Origin of the sequence: Chishuiella changwenlii (assembly GCF_900142565.1) — a bacterium.
Lineage (GTDB): Bacteria > Bacteroidota > Bacteroidia > Flavobacteriales > Weeksellaceae > Empedobacter > Empedobacter changwenlii.
In genome coordinates, this window is sequence record NZ_FRBH01000005.1 from 1 (window position 1) to 15,295 (window position 15,295).

General features: G+C 28.0%; 17 protein-coding genes. 11 read left to right on the top strand and 6 right to left on the bottom strand.

The window, feature by feature from the left end:
• Positions 1 to 182: 182 nt before the first annotated feature.
• Positions 183 to 1,502 (top strand): solute carrier family 23 protein, encoded by a 1,320-nt coding sequence (locus tag BUA86_RS06355; RefSeq protein WP_072930892.1) that lies wholly within the window; start codon positions 183 to 185, stop codon positions 1,500 to 1,502.
• A 54-nt stretch (positions 1,503 to 1,556) separates the two neighbouring features.
• On the opposite strand, the gene BUA86_RS06360 is transcribed toward BUA86_RS06355, so the two are convergent.
• Positions 1,557 to 2,606 (bottom strand): 2Fe-2S iron-sulfur cluster-binding protein, encoded by a 1,050-nt coding sequence (locus tag BUA86_RS06360; RefSeq protein ID WP_072930894.1) that lies wholly within the window; start codon positions 2,604 to 2,606, stop codon positions 1,557 to 1,559.
• Positions 2,607 to 2,707: 101 nt separating this feature from the next.
• Here BUA86_RS06360 and BUA86_RS06365 point away from each other — a divergent pair, with 101 nt between their 5' ends.
• Positions 2,708 to 3,073: a methylglyoxal synthase gene (locus BUA86_RS06365; protein WP_072930896.1), complete on the top strand. Its 366-nt coding sequence runs from the start codon at positions 2,708 to 2,710 to the stop codon at positions 3,071 to 3,073.
• A 112-nt stretch (positions 3,074 to 3,185) separates the two neighbouring features.
• Here BUA86_RS06365 and BUA86_RS06370 read toward each other — a convergent pair whose 3' ends face one another.
• On the bottom strand, positions 3,186 to 3,614 hold the full coding sequence (locus BUA86_RS06370) for a DUF3592 domain-containing protein (protein WP_072930898.1): 429 nt from the start codon (positions 3,612 to 3,614) through the stop codon (positions 3,186 to 3,188).
• Between the two features lie 165 nt (positions 3,615 to 3,779).
• Positions 3,780 to 4,187, bottom strand: a complete 408-nt coding sequence (locus BUA86_RS06375) for an RrF2 family transcriptional regulator (protein ID WP_072930899.1) — start codon at positions 4,185 to 4,187, stop codon at positions 3,780 to 3,782.
• A gap of 109 nt (positions 4,188 to 4,296) precedes the next feature.
• Between BUA86_RS06375 and BUA86_RS06380 the strand changes: the two genes are divergently transcribed.
• The 8 genes from BUA86_RS06380 to BUA86_RS06415 all read left to right on the top strand — a co-directional run bounded on the left by BUA86_RS06380 (position 4,297) and on the right by BUA86_RS06415 (position 11,603).
• On the top strand, positions 4,297 to 4,872 hold the full coding sequence (locus tag BUA86_RS06380; RefSeq protein ID WP_072930901.1) for a Crp/Fnr family transcriptional regulator: 576 nt from the start codon (positions 4,297 to 4,299) through the stop codon (positions 4,870 to 4,872).
• A complete protein-coding gene (locus BUA86_RS06385; protein WP_072930903.1) occupies positions 4,865 to 5,464 on the top strand; it encodes a hypothetical protein in 600 nt (199 codons plus the stop codon). Before BUA86_RS06380 ends, BUA86_RS06385 begins: the two co-directional genes overlap by 8 nt.
• A gap of 311 nt (positions 5,465 to 5,775) precedes the next feature.
• Positions 5,776 to 6,534, top strand: coding sequence for a DUF4241 domain-containing protein (locus tag BUA86_RS06390; protein ID WP_072930905.1), 759 nt, complete (start codon positions 5,776 to 5,778; stop codon positions 6,532 to 6,534).
• A 283-nt stretch (positions 6,535 to 6,817) separates the two neighbouring features.
• Complete coding sequence (locus BUA86_RS06395) at positions 6,818 to 9,217, top strand: heavy metal translocating P-type ATPase (protein ID WP_072930906.1); 2,400 nt, start codon at positions 6,818 to 6,820, stop codon at positions 9,215 to 9,217.
• 63 nt (positions 9,218 to 9,280) lie between these two features.
• Positions 9,281 to 9,640: a VOC family protein gene (locus tag BUA86_RS06400; protein WP_072930908.1), complete on the top strand. Its 360-nt coding sequence runs from the start codon at positions 9,281 to 9,283 to the stop codon at positions 9,638 to 9,640.
• 2 nt (positions 9,641 to 9,642) lie between these two features.
• Positions 9,643 to 10,101 (top strand): MarR family winged helix-turn-helix transcriptional regulator, encoded by a 459-nt coding sequence (locus BUA86_RS06405; protein WP_072930910.1) that lies wholly within the window; start codon positions 9,643 to 9,645, stop codon positions 10,099 to 10,101.
• Positions 10,102 to 10,471: 370 nt separating this feature from the next.
• Positions 10,472 to 11,086, top strand: coding sequence for a hypothetical protein (locus BUA86_RS06410; RefSeq protein WP_072930913.1), 615 nt, complete (start codon positions 10,472 to 10,474; stop codon positions 11,084 to 11,086).
• Between the two features lie 4 nt (positions 11,087 to 11,090).
• Complete coding sequence (locus tag BUA86_RS06415; protein ID WP_072930915.1) at positions 11,091 to 11,603, top strand: hypothetical protein; 513 nt, start codon at positions 11,091 to 11,093, stop codon at positions 11,601 to 11,603.
• 161 nt (positions 11,604 to 11,764) lie between these two features.
• Here BUA86_RS06415 and BUA86_RS06420 read toward each other — a convergent pair whose 3' ends face one another.
• Genes BUA86_RS06420 through BUA86_RS06430 form a run of 3 tightly spaced genes read right to left on the bottom strand, consistent with a single transcriptional unit; the run spans position 11,765 to position 14,411 of the window.
• A complete protein-coding gene (locus BUA86_RS06420; RefSeq protein ID WP_072930918.1) occupies positions 11,765 to 12,805 on the bottom strand; it encodes a glycosyltransferase family 2 protein in 1,041 nt (346 codons plus the stop codon).
• 7 nt (positions 12,806 to 12,812) lie between these two features.
• Positions 12,813 to 13,247 (bottom strand): DUF2750 domain-containing protein, encoded by a 435-nt coding sequence (locus tag BUA86_RS06425; RefSeq protein WP_072930920.1) that lies wholly within the window; start codon positions 13,245 to 13,247, stop codon positions 12,813 to 12,815.
• A 6-nt stretch (positions 13,248 to 13,253) separates the two neighbouring features.
• Positions 13,254 to 14,411 (bottom strand): THUMP domain-containing class I SAM-dependent RNA methyltransferase, encoded by a 1,158-nt coding sequence (locus BUA86_RS06430; RefSeq protein WP_072930922.1) that lies wholly within the window; start codon positions 14,409 to 14,411, stop codon positions 13,254 to 13,256.
• A gap of 169 nt (positions 14,412 to 14,580) precedes the next feature.
• On the opposite strand from BUA86_RS06430, the gene BUA86_RS06435 reads away from it, so the two are divergent.
• Positions 14,581 to 15,276 carry a hypothetical protein gene (locus tag BUA86_RS06435; protein ID WP_072930924.1) on the top strand — a complete coding sequence of 232 codons (696 nt, stop codon included), beginning with the start codon at positions 14,581 to 14,583 and terminating at the stop codon, positions 15,274 to 15,276.
• The last annotated feature ends 19 nt before the right edge of the window (positions 15,277 to 15,295 follow it).

Below are 15,295 nucleotides of genomic sequence, written 5' to 3' on the forward strand. Positions count from 1 at the left end.
CTTCTATTTAACATAATAAAAGTTATTTGTATTAATATTTCTTACAAAATATTAATACTATAATATATATTATGTTAAATAAGACTATTGAACTTTATAATAATCAACTTTCCCATCGATATAAATTTATCTTAAGTAATTTGAATCGTTACCATATTATATTTTAAACTTAACTTTGCCGCATGAACCAAGAAAATAATCAAAAAATAGTTTTAGCTATTAATGAAAAACCTAAAATTGGACAAGGTATTTTATTAAGCATTCAACATCTTTTTGCCATGTTTGGCGCAACAGTTTTGGTACCAGCACTTACAGGAATGAGTCCTGCGATTGCTTTAATTTCTAGTGGTATTGGAACATTAATTTTTATTCTTATTACCAAAGGAAAAGTTCCATCTTACTTAGGATCATCATTTGCCTTTATAAATCCAATCATTACTTTAAAAGCTTTAGAAGCAAATCCGAATAGTGAAATTGCTTTTGGAAGCTTCTTAGTTGGTAGCTTTTTAGTTGGATTAACCTACTCGTTTGTAGCCTTAATTATAGCAAAAGCTGGTACAAAATGGTTAATGAAACTTTTACCACCAATTGTTGTTGGACCAGTTATTATGGTTATTGGTCTTGGATTGGCTTCTACAGCAATAAAAATGGTAATGAATAACCCAAGTAATGAATATGATTTAACATATGTAACAATTGGATTTATAACTTTATTTATTACAATTATTACAGCGATTTTTAGCAAAGGTTTTTTAAGCGTTATACCTATTCTAGTTGGAATAATTGGTGGTTATTTATTTTCTATTGCTATGGGAGTTGTAGATTTACAGCCTGTTATAGAAGCTAATTGGTTAACGGTTCCAGATTTTACTATTCCATTTTTAGATTACACTCCTGCCCTTTCTTGGTACGTTATATTTTTAATGATTCCTGTTACAATTGTACCAATTGCAGAACATATAGGCCACCAATTGGTATTAAGTAAAGTAGTAAATAAAGATTTAATAGAAGATCCAGGATTAGATCGTTCTATGTTCGGAGATGGCTTAGCAACAATGGTTGCAGCTTGTTTAGGAGGACCTCCTAGCACAACTTACGGAGAAAATATTGGTGTATTAGCCATTACAAGAGCTTTTAGTATATATGTTTTTATTGGTGCAGCTTGTCTTGCTATTTTGTTCGGATTTTGTGGAAAAATATCGGCATTATTAAGCACAATTCCAACTCCAGTAATGGGTGGTGTTTCTATCTTATTATTTGGTATTATAGCTTCTAGCGGATTAAGAATGTTGATTGAAAATAATGTAGACTTTAAGATAAAAAGAAACTTAATCATATCATCTGTTATTTTAATTATAGGTATTGGTGGAGCTGCAATACATATAGGAGATTTATTCTCTTTAGAAGGAATGGCTTTATCTTCTATAATTGGAGTTATACTTAATTTAATTCTCCCAGGTAGAGAGTTTATTTCATTTAAAAATATGTTTAAAGAAGAATAAAAAAATCCAGCTTTTTAGCTGGATTTTTTATATATAATAATTTTATTATTTCATTTAAACATCATCAAAATCTATTGATAATGTAGCTGTTTTTGGACGAGAAATACAAGCTAAAGTCATCCCTTCTTCGTAATCAGAATCAGTTAATACAAAGTTATCACCCGTATGCACTTCTCCCTCTGTTACTTTACACATACAAGAAGAACAAACACCTCCTTTACATGAATATGGTGCGTCTATATCAGCTTCTAATAAAGTATCAATTAAATTTTTACCTCTGTCCCATGTTACTTCAGAAGTTTCACCGTCTAATGTAACAGTAACTTGAACTGTTTGTGCACCTTCGTCGTGTTTTGTGAAGATGTTTTCAGTTTTTATTGATGGATTAAACATTTCGAAATGAATATGTTTTTCAATAATTCCAGCTTCATTGATTTTCTTTGCTAAAGTTAAAATCATTTCTTCTGGACCACATATCATTGTTTCATCTACCTCGTTAATATCAACAAGTTGATTTAAAATTAAATCGAATTTTTTCTCATCAATACGACCATTGTAAATAAAATCATCTTGGTCTTGTCGTGTATAAAAATGATGAATAAAAATATTATTCGGATATTGTTGTTTAAGTGCTGTTAATCGCTCTTTAAACATCACAGAGTTTTCATCTCTATTTACATAAAACAGATGAAAATTTACCCATTCTTCTGTTTGTAAAGTAAACTCCAACATACTCATAATTGGAGTAATTCCACTACCAGCAGTAAAAGCTAAAAGTGTTCTTTTTTCGTTTGGTTTTGTAGGTATTGTAAAACGACCACTTGGTGTAGAAACTTCTAATTGATCACCTACTTTTATGGTATTAAATAAATAATTAGAAATATTACCATTTGGCTGAGCCTTTACTCCTATGCTCCATTTTTTATCGTTAGGAGAAACACATAATGAATAATCTCTACGTTCTCCATTTATGTTAAGTGTTATATATTGTCCAGGTAAAAAGTTATAATCATTTTGTAAATCTTCAGGAATTTCAAAACTAATTTGTACAGAATCATCTGTTAATTTTATAACTTCATTTACTGTAAGTAAGTTAAATTTCATAGTTTTTTTACTATTTAATAAATGCTAAAACATTCTCATATTTAAGAATGTTCAACTAAATTTGTACAAAAGTAAGATTTTCGATTTTAATTAAAAAATATATGGAAATAGCATTAATTGCCCACGATGGAAAAAAAGCAGAAATGGTAAACTTCTTAATGAGACATAAAGAAGCATTAAGTAAGAATAATATTACATTTATTGCAACTGGTACAACTGGTAAATATGCAGAACAAACAGGCTTAAAAGTTACACGCTATCTTTCTGGTCCTCTTGGTGGTGATGCTCAAATAGCTGCTCGCGTTGTTGAAGGAAAAACGAATATGGTTTTCTTTTTTCGCGATCCAATGGGAAAACACCCACACGAGCCAGATGTAAATATGCTATTAAGATTATGCGATGTACATAATATTCCTTTAGCTACAAATCCTGCAACAGCAGAAATGTTGTTAGATCATTTAAAATAAATAACTTATACTGATAATTGAAATATATTTGAAAACAACAATTTTTACTGAATAAAAATTGTTGTTTTTTAATTAAAAAAGAAAGCCATCAAACTATTGATGGCTTTAGAATTTATAAACTTTCATAATAAATATTTTCAGGATCCTGAGGATCTATCAAAATATCTACTTCTTTTCCTTTCTTTAGCAAGTTATTACTATTCACATCTCCAAAATACTCAAATTCAGTATGATATATTTTTTGATTATCTGGATGTTTGTAGAAAACTTCTATAACATAATCTGGCAAATTTCCTTCTCCTAATAATGTTCTTTTAATTTCGGTAATATGAGCTTTAACTTTAAACCCTTTTTTAATTAATCGGTTATAATTGGAATATGCAAAAATGAATTTTAATCCTAAGTATGCAAAAAACAAACCTGATAAAATAAAAAATAAACCAAGTATTTGATTAAAAAATATTTCAAAATTCAAAAAGTAACAAAGAGAAATCAATCCTAAACTTATAAGAACAAATCCTATACCTATTGACAACTTCATTTTTTTTAGATTTACTTGTCTAAATTCATAAACCGTACCAAATGATTTTTTTTTAAAGTATATTATTGTTCTTTTTTAATACTTTAACAATTATAATGTTAAACATTTTGTTTTAATAATCAATTATTTACCGTTTATCATATTGTAAAATATACTGTTATTCAATTATTCAAACTCGTTAGAAAACTCTTTTAAAGTTTTCTTATTTAATGAACTAATTAAATCTCTTTCTGCTTTATTAAATAAATCTTCTAAGTTCTCATTCATTTGTTTTCCAATAGGACAAATAGGATTCGTTTGATTTAATTTAGCAAAAGTATTCTCTTGATTAACGATTCTATAAACATCTCCAATTAAAATATCATTCGGATCTTTAGCCAAAAAGCATCCCCCTTCTTTCCCTTTTTTTGCTCCAATTAATCCAGCTTCTCTTAAAAATTTAATTTCACGTCTAACCACAACAGGATTTATATTGATGCTTCCAGCAATAAATTCTGATGTAATTAATTGATTTTTAAATTTTTCGGTTAAAACTAAAATATGTATTGCAGTTGCAAATCTTAAATTACTCATTACAATAATTTTACATTGCAAATATACTACGATTATAAAATGTAATAAAATTTATTACATTATTTATCTTTATAAATGTGTAAATTTGTTTGATACTATTATTAAAGTAATGGAAAATTATAAGAAACATTTACAAAGTATTATTAATTTCTCTGATGAAAGTTGGGAAATAATAGAGAATACTTTGGTAGAAAAGCAAGTTAAAAAAAACGAATTTATTATGGTTCCGGGTGAATACTCAGAAGACTATTACTTTGTAGAATCTGGTGTAATTCGTTCCTATACAATAGATGAGAATGGAAAAGAACATGTTCTACAATTTGGAACAGAAAATTGGATTGTAAGTGACAGAAACAGTGCTTTTTGCAAACAACAATCTAAGTTTTACATTCAGGCAATAGAAGATTCAAAAGTTATTCTATTAAATGAGAAATTAACCAATTTAATTTCAAGCTTAAATCCTGATTATTTAGCAGCTCAAAACAAGCTTGTTCAGAATCATGTACGTAGTTTACAAGACAGAATTAATTTATTATTGGGAGCAACTGCAAAAACTAGATATTTAGAGTTTATGCGTTTATATCCTAATCAATTAAATCGTATTCCACAATGGATGATTGCATCGTATCTAGGAATTACACCAGAAAGTTTAAGTAGGGTTCGAAAAGAAATAGCACATGGATAAATATAGTTTTGAAATTTTTATACCTGCTAAACCGAAAAGAGATACAATGAAATTTGTAAAAGTTGTCTTATCTTTTTTAGCTGTTTCGGTTATAAGTTTTGTAATGTTAGAATTAGAAATCTTTAAAAATAAAACTTACTACTATATTTTTGTTGGAGTTTTAGCAACATTGGTAGCTTATTTAAATGGCTATTTTAAAAAACCTACCAATGATTTAAAAGGTGGTTTTGATGGTAAATTAACTTTTTCTAATGATGGTATTGCTATTAATAACGATTTTTATTCCGTAAAAGACTTATACTCTATTTTAATAGATAACGATGATTATAAAGGGAAAAAAATAAAAGAGTTTGGAGAATTCGATCATCCTGAGGGTTCTAACGGAGTTGATAATTTACTTACACTTAAAACAAAAGCTAATAAGTTTATAGAAGTTTACTTTTTACAAAAAACATCAACAGAATTTAATAAAATAGAATCTATTTTAATCAACTATTATAAACAAAACTTACTTACTGAAGAAGATTTAGTTAGTATTTTAAAATATAAAAGTGATAGTGATAAAATGGAATTAAATAGAAAATTGAGATAGTAAATTAGATTTGAGATATTAGATTTGAGATATTAGATTTTAGTAGTGAGATTGATTTTTACTAGATGCGATGTTGAAACAAGTTCAACATGACACTTGATGTAATAAACTCTTCTAGTTTAGTTTGTCTTCTTTGTTATATTGAGCTTAGTCGAAATGTTATTTTAGTATTACATGATGCTAAAACACTCAATCAGACAAAATTCAAATTTCTAATTTCAAAACACCAAATATTAACCTATCACTAACAAATAAAAACAAGATTTCTATTAATAATTAACGTATTTTTGTTTCAAATAAAAAAATAAGCTATGCAGCCAACAGCAGAATGGTTAAAAACTTGGGAAGCTAAAAGAGAATTTACTTTAGCACCTAACGATTTAGAAAAATATTTTACAAATAAAGAAATTGGTGGAGTTGAGATTGATCAAATCAGTTTAGGAGAAGTTTCTCTTCCATCTGGAAAAATCTTTGTGAATGATCCATTAGGAGAATACTTAGCAATGGATAAAGATCCATATTTTATAGAAACTCCAAAAGGGAATTTCCCAGTTTCTGCAAGTATTGTAAAATATGAAGACGATGGTGATGTAGAAAACTTAATTGGTTGTATTAAAATTGCTTTTACAAACGAAAAACCAGTTCGTTACGAAGAAGCAATGAAAGGAATCGAATTAATTGAAGAATTACAAGAAGGTGAATATTTTGGTTTTGCAATAGAAAGTGGTTTAGCTACTATTGTTGATGCTGAAGCAAAGGAGTCTTTTGTGAAATTTATTGATGAATTTGAAAATAAAGGAAATGATGTAAATCTTTATGATGACTATTTTAATGAGTTATTTGTAGAGAATGCAAAAAATAATCCTAAATACCAGTCAGAAGAAGGAGATTGGTTAAACTGGACAATTCCAGGAACGGAGTATAAATCTCCAATTTTCCAAGCTGGTTTTGGAGAAGGTGTTTACCCTGCTTATTTTGGTTACAATGAAAAACGTGAAGTTGTAGCATTCTATATTCAATTTATTGATGCAGAATTAGAAGATTCAGAAGATGATGACGAGTGGTTATAAACTCTCATTTATAAAATAAAACAAAAAAGACTGTCTCACACTGGTGAAACAGTCTTTTTTTATTTATAACAAGTGAGAATGTTCAGGAGTAAAAGTCTAAGTTTTATACAAACTCAATCTTACAAAATGGCTTAAATACGCATCAACTTAAGAACATATATCTTTTCACTTTTAGTCTTATATCTTATAATCTGGAATTAATTTAAATAATGTAAATAGAAATTATAATTATATAACGATACACAATATTATTATTCCGAAATTTGAACTAGAAAATAGTAGAATGAATAATACACAATTAAATATACCAATAATTAACTTAGCATCTGGTGATGTAGATAAAATTCAGAATTTTTTAGCTAATCTAGAAAATATAGAATCTTATTCCGTTGACTTAGATTCTAAAGTAATTCATTTATCAGCTAAAAAGCTTGCTAAAGCATCTTCTAAAGTTTACGAATTCCTTAAACAAAATAATTATAAAATAGATTCTGTAGAAAAATCCTTTCCTGTTCTTAATATGACATGTGCATCTTGTGCAAGCAGCTCTCAAGCAAACCTAAAAAGACAATTAGGGGTTGTTAATGCAGAAGTGAATTATGGAAACGGAATTGGAAAAATTGAATTTATTCCAACGTTAACTTCTCCAGAAAAATTAAAAGACTCTTTAATTGAGGTTGGTTATGATTTAGTAATAGATGAGGATAAAAGTAAAGATGAAGATTTAGAAAGATACAATAAAGAAGGTTATCAGATCCTGAAAAACAATGTACTTTTCTCTTTAGTTTTTGGTATTCCATTATTTGTAATAGGAATGTTTTTTATGAATATGCCTTATGCAAACTATATTATGTGGGCACTTTCCACTCCTATTCTATTTATTTTTGGACAACAATTTTTTGTAGGAGCACTAAGACAGTTAAAAAATAAATCTGCAAATATGGATACACTTGTTGCTCTTAGTACAAGTGTTGCCTATATTTTTAGTGTGTTTAATACTTTATTTCCCACATATTGGCATAATAAAGGTTTGCATGCTCATCCTTATTTTGAAGCTGCTGGACTAATTATTGTTTTTGTTTTAATTGGTAAATTATTAGAGGAACGCGCAAAAGGAAATACAACAGAAGCTATAAAGAAACTGATTGGTTTACAACCTAAAACAGTTATCGTTATAAAAAACGATCAACATATTGAAACGTCTATAGAAGATGTACAAATAAATGATATACTGTTAGCTAAACCAGGCGATAAAATTGCTGTAGATGGAATAGTAATCAAAGGAGAATCTTTTATAGACGAAAGTTCTCTTACAGGAGAGCCTATTCCTGTTGAAAAAGGAATTAATCAAAATGTATTCTCTGGAACAATTAATCAGAATTCGGTTATTCAATACAAAGCACTTAAGGTTGGTAAAGAAACTTTATTAGCACAAATTATTCAGTCTGTAAAAAATGCCCAAGGAAGTAAAGCGCCTGTACAAAAAACAGTAGATAAAATTGCAGGAATTTTTGTTCCAATTGTATTAATCATTGCAGTTTTAACTTTTATTACTTGGATGATTTTAGGAACTGAAAACGCATTTACTATGGCACTTTTGTCTATGATAACGGTATTAGTTATAGCATGTCCATGTGCATTAGGTTTAGCAACACCAACTGCAATTATGGTTGGAATGGGAAAAGGTGCGGAAAAAGGAATTTTAATTAAAAATGCCGAAAGCTTAGAACAAGCAAAAAAAATAGACACTATTATTTTAGATAAAACAGGAACTATAACACAAGGAAAACCAAAAGTACAGGAGTTAATTTGGATAGATGAATCTTATCAGAATATTCTTTATCATATCGAAAAAAACTCTACTCATCCTTTAGCTAAATCTGTTGTAGACTTTATTGGAGAGCAAGAAAATAACATTGAATTAAAAGTTGAAAACATATCGGGTAAAGGTTTAAAATCAAATTACTTAAATAAAAATTATTATATAGGTAAAACGAGCTGGAGTGATGAATTAAACCTTACAAAAGATAGAAAAATAAATGAAATTATAGAGCAGTTTTCTGCTAAAAATTATACGATTTCTTTCTTTGGTAACGATGAAAAAGTATTGGGTTTAATTGGTATTTCTGATGAAGTAAAAGCAAGTTCTAAAGAAGCGATTAAGTTATTCCATCAAAAAGGAATTGAAGTTTTTATGGTAACTGGTGATAATGAATTTTCTGCTAATGCTATAGCTAAAGAAGTTGAAATAGATAAAATTGTAGCCAATGCTTTACCAAATGACAAGCTACAAATTATAAAAGATTTACAACAGAAAGGTAAAATTGTAGCAATGGTTGGTGATGGAATAAATGATAGTGCCGCTTTAGCACAAGCAGATGTATCCATTGCGATGGGAAATGGTTCTGATATTGCTATAGATGTTGCTCAAATAACTATAATTGGTGGTGATTTAACCAAAATTGTTCACGCAATAAATTTATCTAAGCAAACTGTAAAAACAATTCATCAGAATTTATTCTGGGCATTTATTTATAATTTGATCGGAATTCCAATTGCCGCAGGAATTTTATATCCAATAAATGGTTTCTTACTTAATCCTATGCTAGCTGGTGCAGCAATGGCTTTAAGTAGTGTTAGTGTTGTTACAAATAGCTTATCATTAAAGTATAAAAAGATTTAATTCAATTATTTTGCATAATGTTGTCGTATATATTATATTTGCAACAACAAAAATATAAATAATATGAAACAACTAACATTTGCATCATTACAAGTAAAAGATTTAAAAGCATCAAGAGATTTCTATGTCGAAAAATTAGGTTTTGAAATAGATAATGAAAATCCACATGCATGCGTTTTCAAATATAACAAAGGACAAGCAAGTTTTGCCATTAGAACTCCATTAGAAGCGTTAGAAGAAAGAGAATTAGGAGTTGGTGTTGCACTTTGGTTTGCTGTAGAAGAAAACGTAGATGAATTAAGAAACAAATATATAGAAGATCAAATACAAAATATTGGTCCAATAATCGAAACGCCTTTTGGAAAAGCATTCCATGTACAAGATATAGATGGTTATAAACTAACATTTTTAAACGAAATATAATTATGAGTAAGGAAATTGAATTTCAGTTTTCGTCTCCAGAAGAAAGTCCTGGTTATTTACTGGGGCAATTAACTACCTTATGGCAACGTAAGCAAAAGAAAGTCTTAGATCCATTAAATATCACACAAACTCAATTTGTACTACTTGCAGCATTAGGCTGGTTATCCAGAGAAAATGATCAAGTAACACAAGTAGATATTGCTAATCAAGGTAATGCTGATAGAATGATGGTTTCTAAAGTTTTAAGAACATTAGAAGAAAAGAAGTTTATTAGCAGAGAAGAACATTTAACTGATACAAGAGCTAAAGTTATAAAGCTAACAGATAGCGGAGCTATTGTTTTACAAAAAGCTTTAACTGCCATAGAAAATGCTGATAAAGAGTTTTTCTCGGTTTTAGAAGATAATATAGCATCTTTTAACAAGAATATTATTAAGGTAATTAATCAAAACAAAAATTAATATCAAAACCACCTATCCTATTCTTTCCTAAAAATTAAAACAAAAATTTTAAACTAATTATCAATTAATATCGTAAAAGGTTAATCAGTTAGTTAGATTTATTCTTAATAAAAATATTTATCCTAATCATTTTTTAAACTACTTAATTTTAAAAAATCTCATAAAAGCTTATTAAAGCTATATTTATATCATTTTTTTTCATTAAAAACATTTTGGCATAAATATTGTTAAGACAGGAATCATATTTAATTTTAACTACCTATCTATTTACGTAAATCTATAAATAACAAATTTATAGGCTAATTATATCATGCAATCATTATGTATAGGTGTGTTATTTAAATAAAGAATATTACAAACCTATATATTTATGAAAAAGAAATTATTTTTTTCTGTAGCATTAATTTTATTAACTAATGCTATAGCTACAGCTCAAGTCGGAATAGGAACAGAAAATCCTCAAGCTACTCTAGACATCAATGGAAATCTTCGTATTGCAAACAGAGGAGATGGGGAAAATGACGAAAAAGTGCTTACAATATCATCTAATGGTATTGTAAATGAAAAAATAATAAAAGATTTTACAGCAAGAAAGTTTAGAACAAATAAAACCATTAAGAGTGGAGAAAGTATTATTATTAATAATCCTCAAGTTTTCAGTAATTCAAATTTTAATATTACCAGTACAAATAATTGCGGAAGAAATATGATTTCAAGTTTCATGAGTTCAGATGGTTCTGTTGTTTTAACAGGTGGTATCGCAAGAGATAAATCGGCAGAGTATACTATAGAACCTATTAAAAGTAGCGAATCTAGTTATTCTCCACGAATCATTGTTACATTTAAAAATGTTTTAGGCTGTGGAGGTGATGGAAATGATACTCAATTTAATTTTAGTATAAAAAAATTAAATAATACAGAGTATGAAATTACGAATAATGGAAATGTAACTAGAACGTATACTATTACTTGGTTAGAAATTTAAGAAAATGAAGAAAATTTTATTATATGTTGCATTACTATTTATTAGCTTATCTAATGTTAATGCGCAAGAAGGTCATTTTAAAGCAGGAACACATTTAGGTTTTCCTGTAGGAAAATTAAGTGATAATTACTCTTTTAATCTTGGTATTGATGTCGCCTATCTATGGAAATTAAACAACATTACAGAATTAGGTATTACAACAGGTTTTTCTAATTATTTTGGAAAAACTGTATCTGCTTCATACTGGGGCTATACTTTTAATTCTGATATTAAAGATGTTCAGATTATTCCTTTGGCTGCTACTGCAAAATTTAATATTGCAAATGATTTTTTTATTGGAACTGACCTTGGTTACGCTTTTTTCTTAGATGGAGGTGATGAGACAGGAGCTTTTTATTTTCAACCAAAAGTAGGGTTAGATTTTAAAAAGTCTGAATTATATTTAAGTTATAAAGGAATGTCAAAAAATGGAAACAATATTGGATCTGTTAATTTAGGTTATGCTTATAATTTTTAATTATAATAATGTTTTTACTACAATCTGTTATAATTTTTATTAATTCTGAGCCAGTCGAAGAATAACAAAGCGTTTTATAAAATGTTTCAATAAACTCAACATAACAGTTAAAAATATAAAACCCGTAATACTATAATTACGGGTTTATTTTTTGAGTTTTTTTAATCTATATGAAAATGACTTGGGAAGCTTTTCTTAGGATTCTTCTTTAAAATATTTAATTTAAATTGACTTTCTAAAAATCCATAACCATAATTAAAAAACTGAATTAATGTGGTTTGTATAGATAACAACCCTACAATTGCAGAACTAAATCGTATTGTAGAAAGTAAGAAAATCATAAACAAATAAATCAGCCATAAAACAAATGGAGTTTGTAAAATAAATTGCAAATTACCTTCGAAAAATAAACTAAATGCATAGGATAATAATGCTATTAAAGTTCCGACAAAAAATAAACTTGGAAACCAAAATGTTGGTTTTATATATTTTGGATGTCGTTGATTAAGAATAGGACGAGCCACTCCAAATTGATACACTTGTTTTGCAAACTTTTTTAAAGATGTTCTTCTTTTATGAATAACTTTAGAATCTTGAAACAATCTAGTTTCAAAACCATTTTCCCATAAACGCATAGATAAATCGGGATCTTCACCAATTCGTAAATCTGCGAAACCTCCAGTTTTTTGATAAGCAGCTTTAGAAAGTCCCATATTAAAACTTCTTGGTTGGAATTTTCCTATTTGTTTCTTTCCTCCTCTTATTCCACCAGTCGTTAAAAAAGATGTCATAGAGAAAGTAATTGCTTTTTGCAAATCTGTAAACGAATCATCTGCATCGTCCGGTCCTCCAAAAGCATCAACAAAATTATTTGTTAATTCATTTTTAACCGAAGCTATGTAAGTAGCTGGAATAATAGTATCCGAATCTAAGAAAATAAAATAATTTCCTGTCGCTTTTTCTATTCCGTAATTTCTAGATTTCCCTGGGCCAGAATTACTTTTATAGTAATAATGAAGATTTAATTGAGAATTAAATTTTGCACAAACGTTATCTAAAGTATTTTTAGATCCATCGTCTACAATTATAATTTCAAAATTAGAATCAGTTTGTTTTGTTAAACTCGATAATAATTCAGTTAGTTCATCTTGACGTTCGTAAACGGCAATAATAATCGACAGTTTTAAATCTTCTACGTTCAATGGAATATTATTGGTTAAATGATTCTTTTAACTCTAATGTTACTTGGTGAATTTCATCTAAACTCTTAAAATGGTTTAATTTAAAGTCTAAATTCGTTCTTCTTAATTCGTGTACAATCATCAAAATAGTATCTAAAGGGCTTTCCTCCTCTCCTTTTGACGTTTCATCAAAATTAATTCCAACCAACGAAACTTCTTCAATCATTCCAAATAACCATTCTTCTAAAAAAGTATTCAAATCTATTGAATCTATTTTATGATTTTTCCATTGATTTTGTTTTGCTTTCTCAGCTAAATCTGCATTCGACCAAAAACAAATAACTTCTAAATTAGATCCGTCTTCGTATTCAAATTCCTCAGAATATGAAATAGCAAAGCCTTGATCCGAAGTTAAAAGATAAACTTTTTGATCCTGACAAATTTCTTTTATAAATTGATTCACGTGTTATTAGTTTTGATTTTTTGTTTTTTTACTTCCTTCGTACATTTCATATTGTAAGAAATCACATTCTAATTTCCCATTAAATACTTTTGTTTTGCGAGAAGGACGTAAGCCAACATATTTTTTTGCTTGTAAATCTGATGTGATAAACCAAGCCAATGTATTTGGATAACTCGATTTTAGAGTATCCCCAATTTGTTTATAAAAATCCTGATTATTGTTTTCTATTCGCTCATCATAAGGCGGATTAAAAACTAATAAAACGGGGAACATTTCTTTTTTAGATGTAAAGAAATCTTGGTGTCTAATTTCAATAAAATCTTCTAAATCAGCAGATTTAATATTTAATTGAGCAATTTTTACCATCATTGGAGAAATTTCATATCCAACAATTTTATATTCAGATTCTTTTATACGATTTAAACGTGTATTTCTTATTTGTGTAAATAACGTTTCATCATAATCTGGCCAATTCTGAAAAGCAAAATGTTTACGGTGAATTTGTGGTGGTATATTATTCGCAATCATAGCTGCTTCTATTAACATTGTACCAGAACCACACATTGGATCTAAATAATTTCCTTTTCCATCATAACCAGCAATTTGTAATAAACCAGCTGCTAAAACCTCGTTAATTGGTGCAGGTCCAGTTTCATCGCGATAACCACGTTTGTGTAAAGAATCTCCTGAAGAATCTAAAGATAATGTTACTTTATCATGTGAAATATGCAGATTAAAACGCACATCTGGAGAATCTTTATCAATGCTTGGTCTTCTACCGTCTTTTTCTTTAAAACGATCCACAATTGCATCTTTTACTTTTAATGCTGCATAATGTGAATGCGTAAAGTAATCTGAATGCACAGTAGGATCAATCATAAAAGTTTGATTGACATCTAAATGATTTTCCCAATGAAATTTTTTAAATTTTTCATACAATTGCCCTTCTGTTTTTGCAGAAAATGTAAGGATTGGTTTCTGAATTCTTAATGCTGTACGCAGACTATAGTTTGCTTTGTACATAAAACCTAAGTCTCCGTAAAATTCAACCATTCTGTTCTGAATATTTACATCTGCCGCTCCTAACGCTTTTAGTTCTTGCGCTAATATCTCTTCGAAACCAAAAAAGGTTTTCGCAATCATTCTGAAATTTTCCAAGGAAATAATATTTTTACAAAAGTACGAGAAATAAAGGAAATTGAGAAGTTGTAATGACTATATTTGGTTATTATAGTAAACCTATTGTATATTTTGGATTGAAAATGCTAAGAAATAATCTTTATAAAATAGAGAAGTAACATATCTAATATTAATTTATCTAACTAAAAAAGTAATGAAAACTATTTTTTCTATCACACTCCTACTCTTTAGTCTTATCGGTTTTTCACAAGAAAAGTTAGTTGAAAAATTAACAGTAAATGGAATCGATTTTAAAGTTATTGAAACAGTATCACCAAATAATAAAGAAGAAAAACTATATGAAGTTCAAAAAGTTTTAAATGATTCTGTTTTATCTAAAATAGAAATTATTAAAAGCTATAAAAATGATTTAGAAGATTATAATTCTACTTTTAAAATGATTGATAGTGTATTTACATTTAAAATTACTTTAAAGAAAAAAGATCAAACATTATACGCTATAAATCGTGTATTTATTAGTCCAAAAGGAAATTTAGTTAAAGGATTAGAATATGATAATTTAACTGTAGATATGCCTGATGAAAATACATATCCAGCACAATTTGAAGGTGGTGTTGTAAAATTAAGACAATGGGTACAAACTAATTTAGATGCTCAAAAGTTATTGCTATTGTCTCCTATGGGAAATCTTAAATTATCTTTAGAAATTGATGTTGATGAAAAAGGAACTGCTATTTTAAGAAATGTTACTGGAAGCGACCAGCCTAAAGTAAAAGCAGAAATGGAAAGAATTGTAAAAAAAATGCCGAAATGGATTCCTGCAAGAGAAAAAAATAAGAAAGTTGTTTCTAAATTTCATATTCCTGTTAATGTAATAGGAATCGATTAATGTAACAAATGCGTATAAA

Coding starts and splice junctions, on each gene's coding strand:
- BUA86_RS06375 (WP_072930899.1), bottom strand. CDS start 4,187: ATGAGTAATTTAAGATTTGCAACTGCAATACATATTTTAGTTTTAACC.
- BUA86_RS06395 (WP_072930906.1), top strand. CDS start 6,818: ATGAATAATACACAATTAAATATACCAATAATTAACTTAGCATCTGGT.
- BUA86_RS06405 (WP_072930910.1), top strand. CDS start 9,643: ATGAGTAAGGAAATTGAATTTCAGTTTTCGTCTCCAGAAGAAAGTCCT.
- BUA86_RS06355 (WP_072930892.1), top strand. CDS start 183: ATGAACCAAGAAAATAATCAAAAAATAGTTTTAGCTATTAATGAAAAA.
- BUA86_RS06365 (WP_072930896.1), top strand. CDS start 2,708: ATGGAAATAGCATTAATTGCCCACGATGGAAAAAAAGCAGAAATGGTA.
- BUA86_RS06385 (WP_072930903.1), top strand. CDS start 4,865: ATGGATAAATATAGTTTTGAAATTTTTATACCTGCTAAACCGAAAAGA.
- BUA86_RS06415 (WP_072930915.1), top strand. CDS start 11,091: ATGAAGAAAATTTTATTATATGTTGCATTACTATTTATTAGCTTATCT.
- BUA86_RS06390 (WP_072930905.1), top strand. CDS start 5,776: ATGCAGCCAACAGCAGAATGGTTAAAAACTTGGGAAGCTAAAAGAGAA.
- BUA86_RS06360 (WP_072930894.1), bottom strand. CDS start 2,606: ATGAAATTTAACTTACTTACAGTAAATGAAGTTATAAAATTAACAGAT.
- BUA86_RS06380 (WP_072930901.1), top strand. CDS start 4,297: ATGGAAAATTATAAGAAACATTTACAAAGTATTATTAATTTCTCTGAT.
- BUA86_RS06410 (WP_072930913.1), top strand. CDS start 10,472: ATGAAAAAGAAATTATTTTTTTCTGTAGCATTAATTTTATTAACTAAT.
- BUA86_RS06435 (WP_072930924.1), top strand. CDS start 14,581: ATGAAAACTATTTTTTCTATCACACTCCTACTCTTTAGTCTTATCGGT.
- BUA86_RS06370 (WP_072930898.1), bottom strand. CDS start 3,614: ATGAAGTTGTCAATAGGTATAGGATTTGTTCTTATAAGTTTAGGATTG.
- BUA86_RS06400 (WP_072930908.1), top strand. CDS start 9,281: ATGAAACAACTAACATTTGCATCATTACAAGTAAAAGATTTAAAAGCA.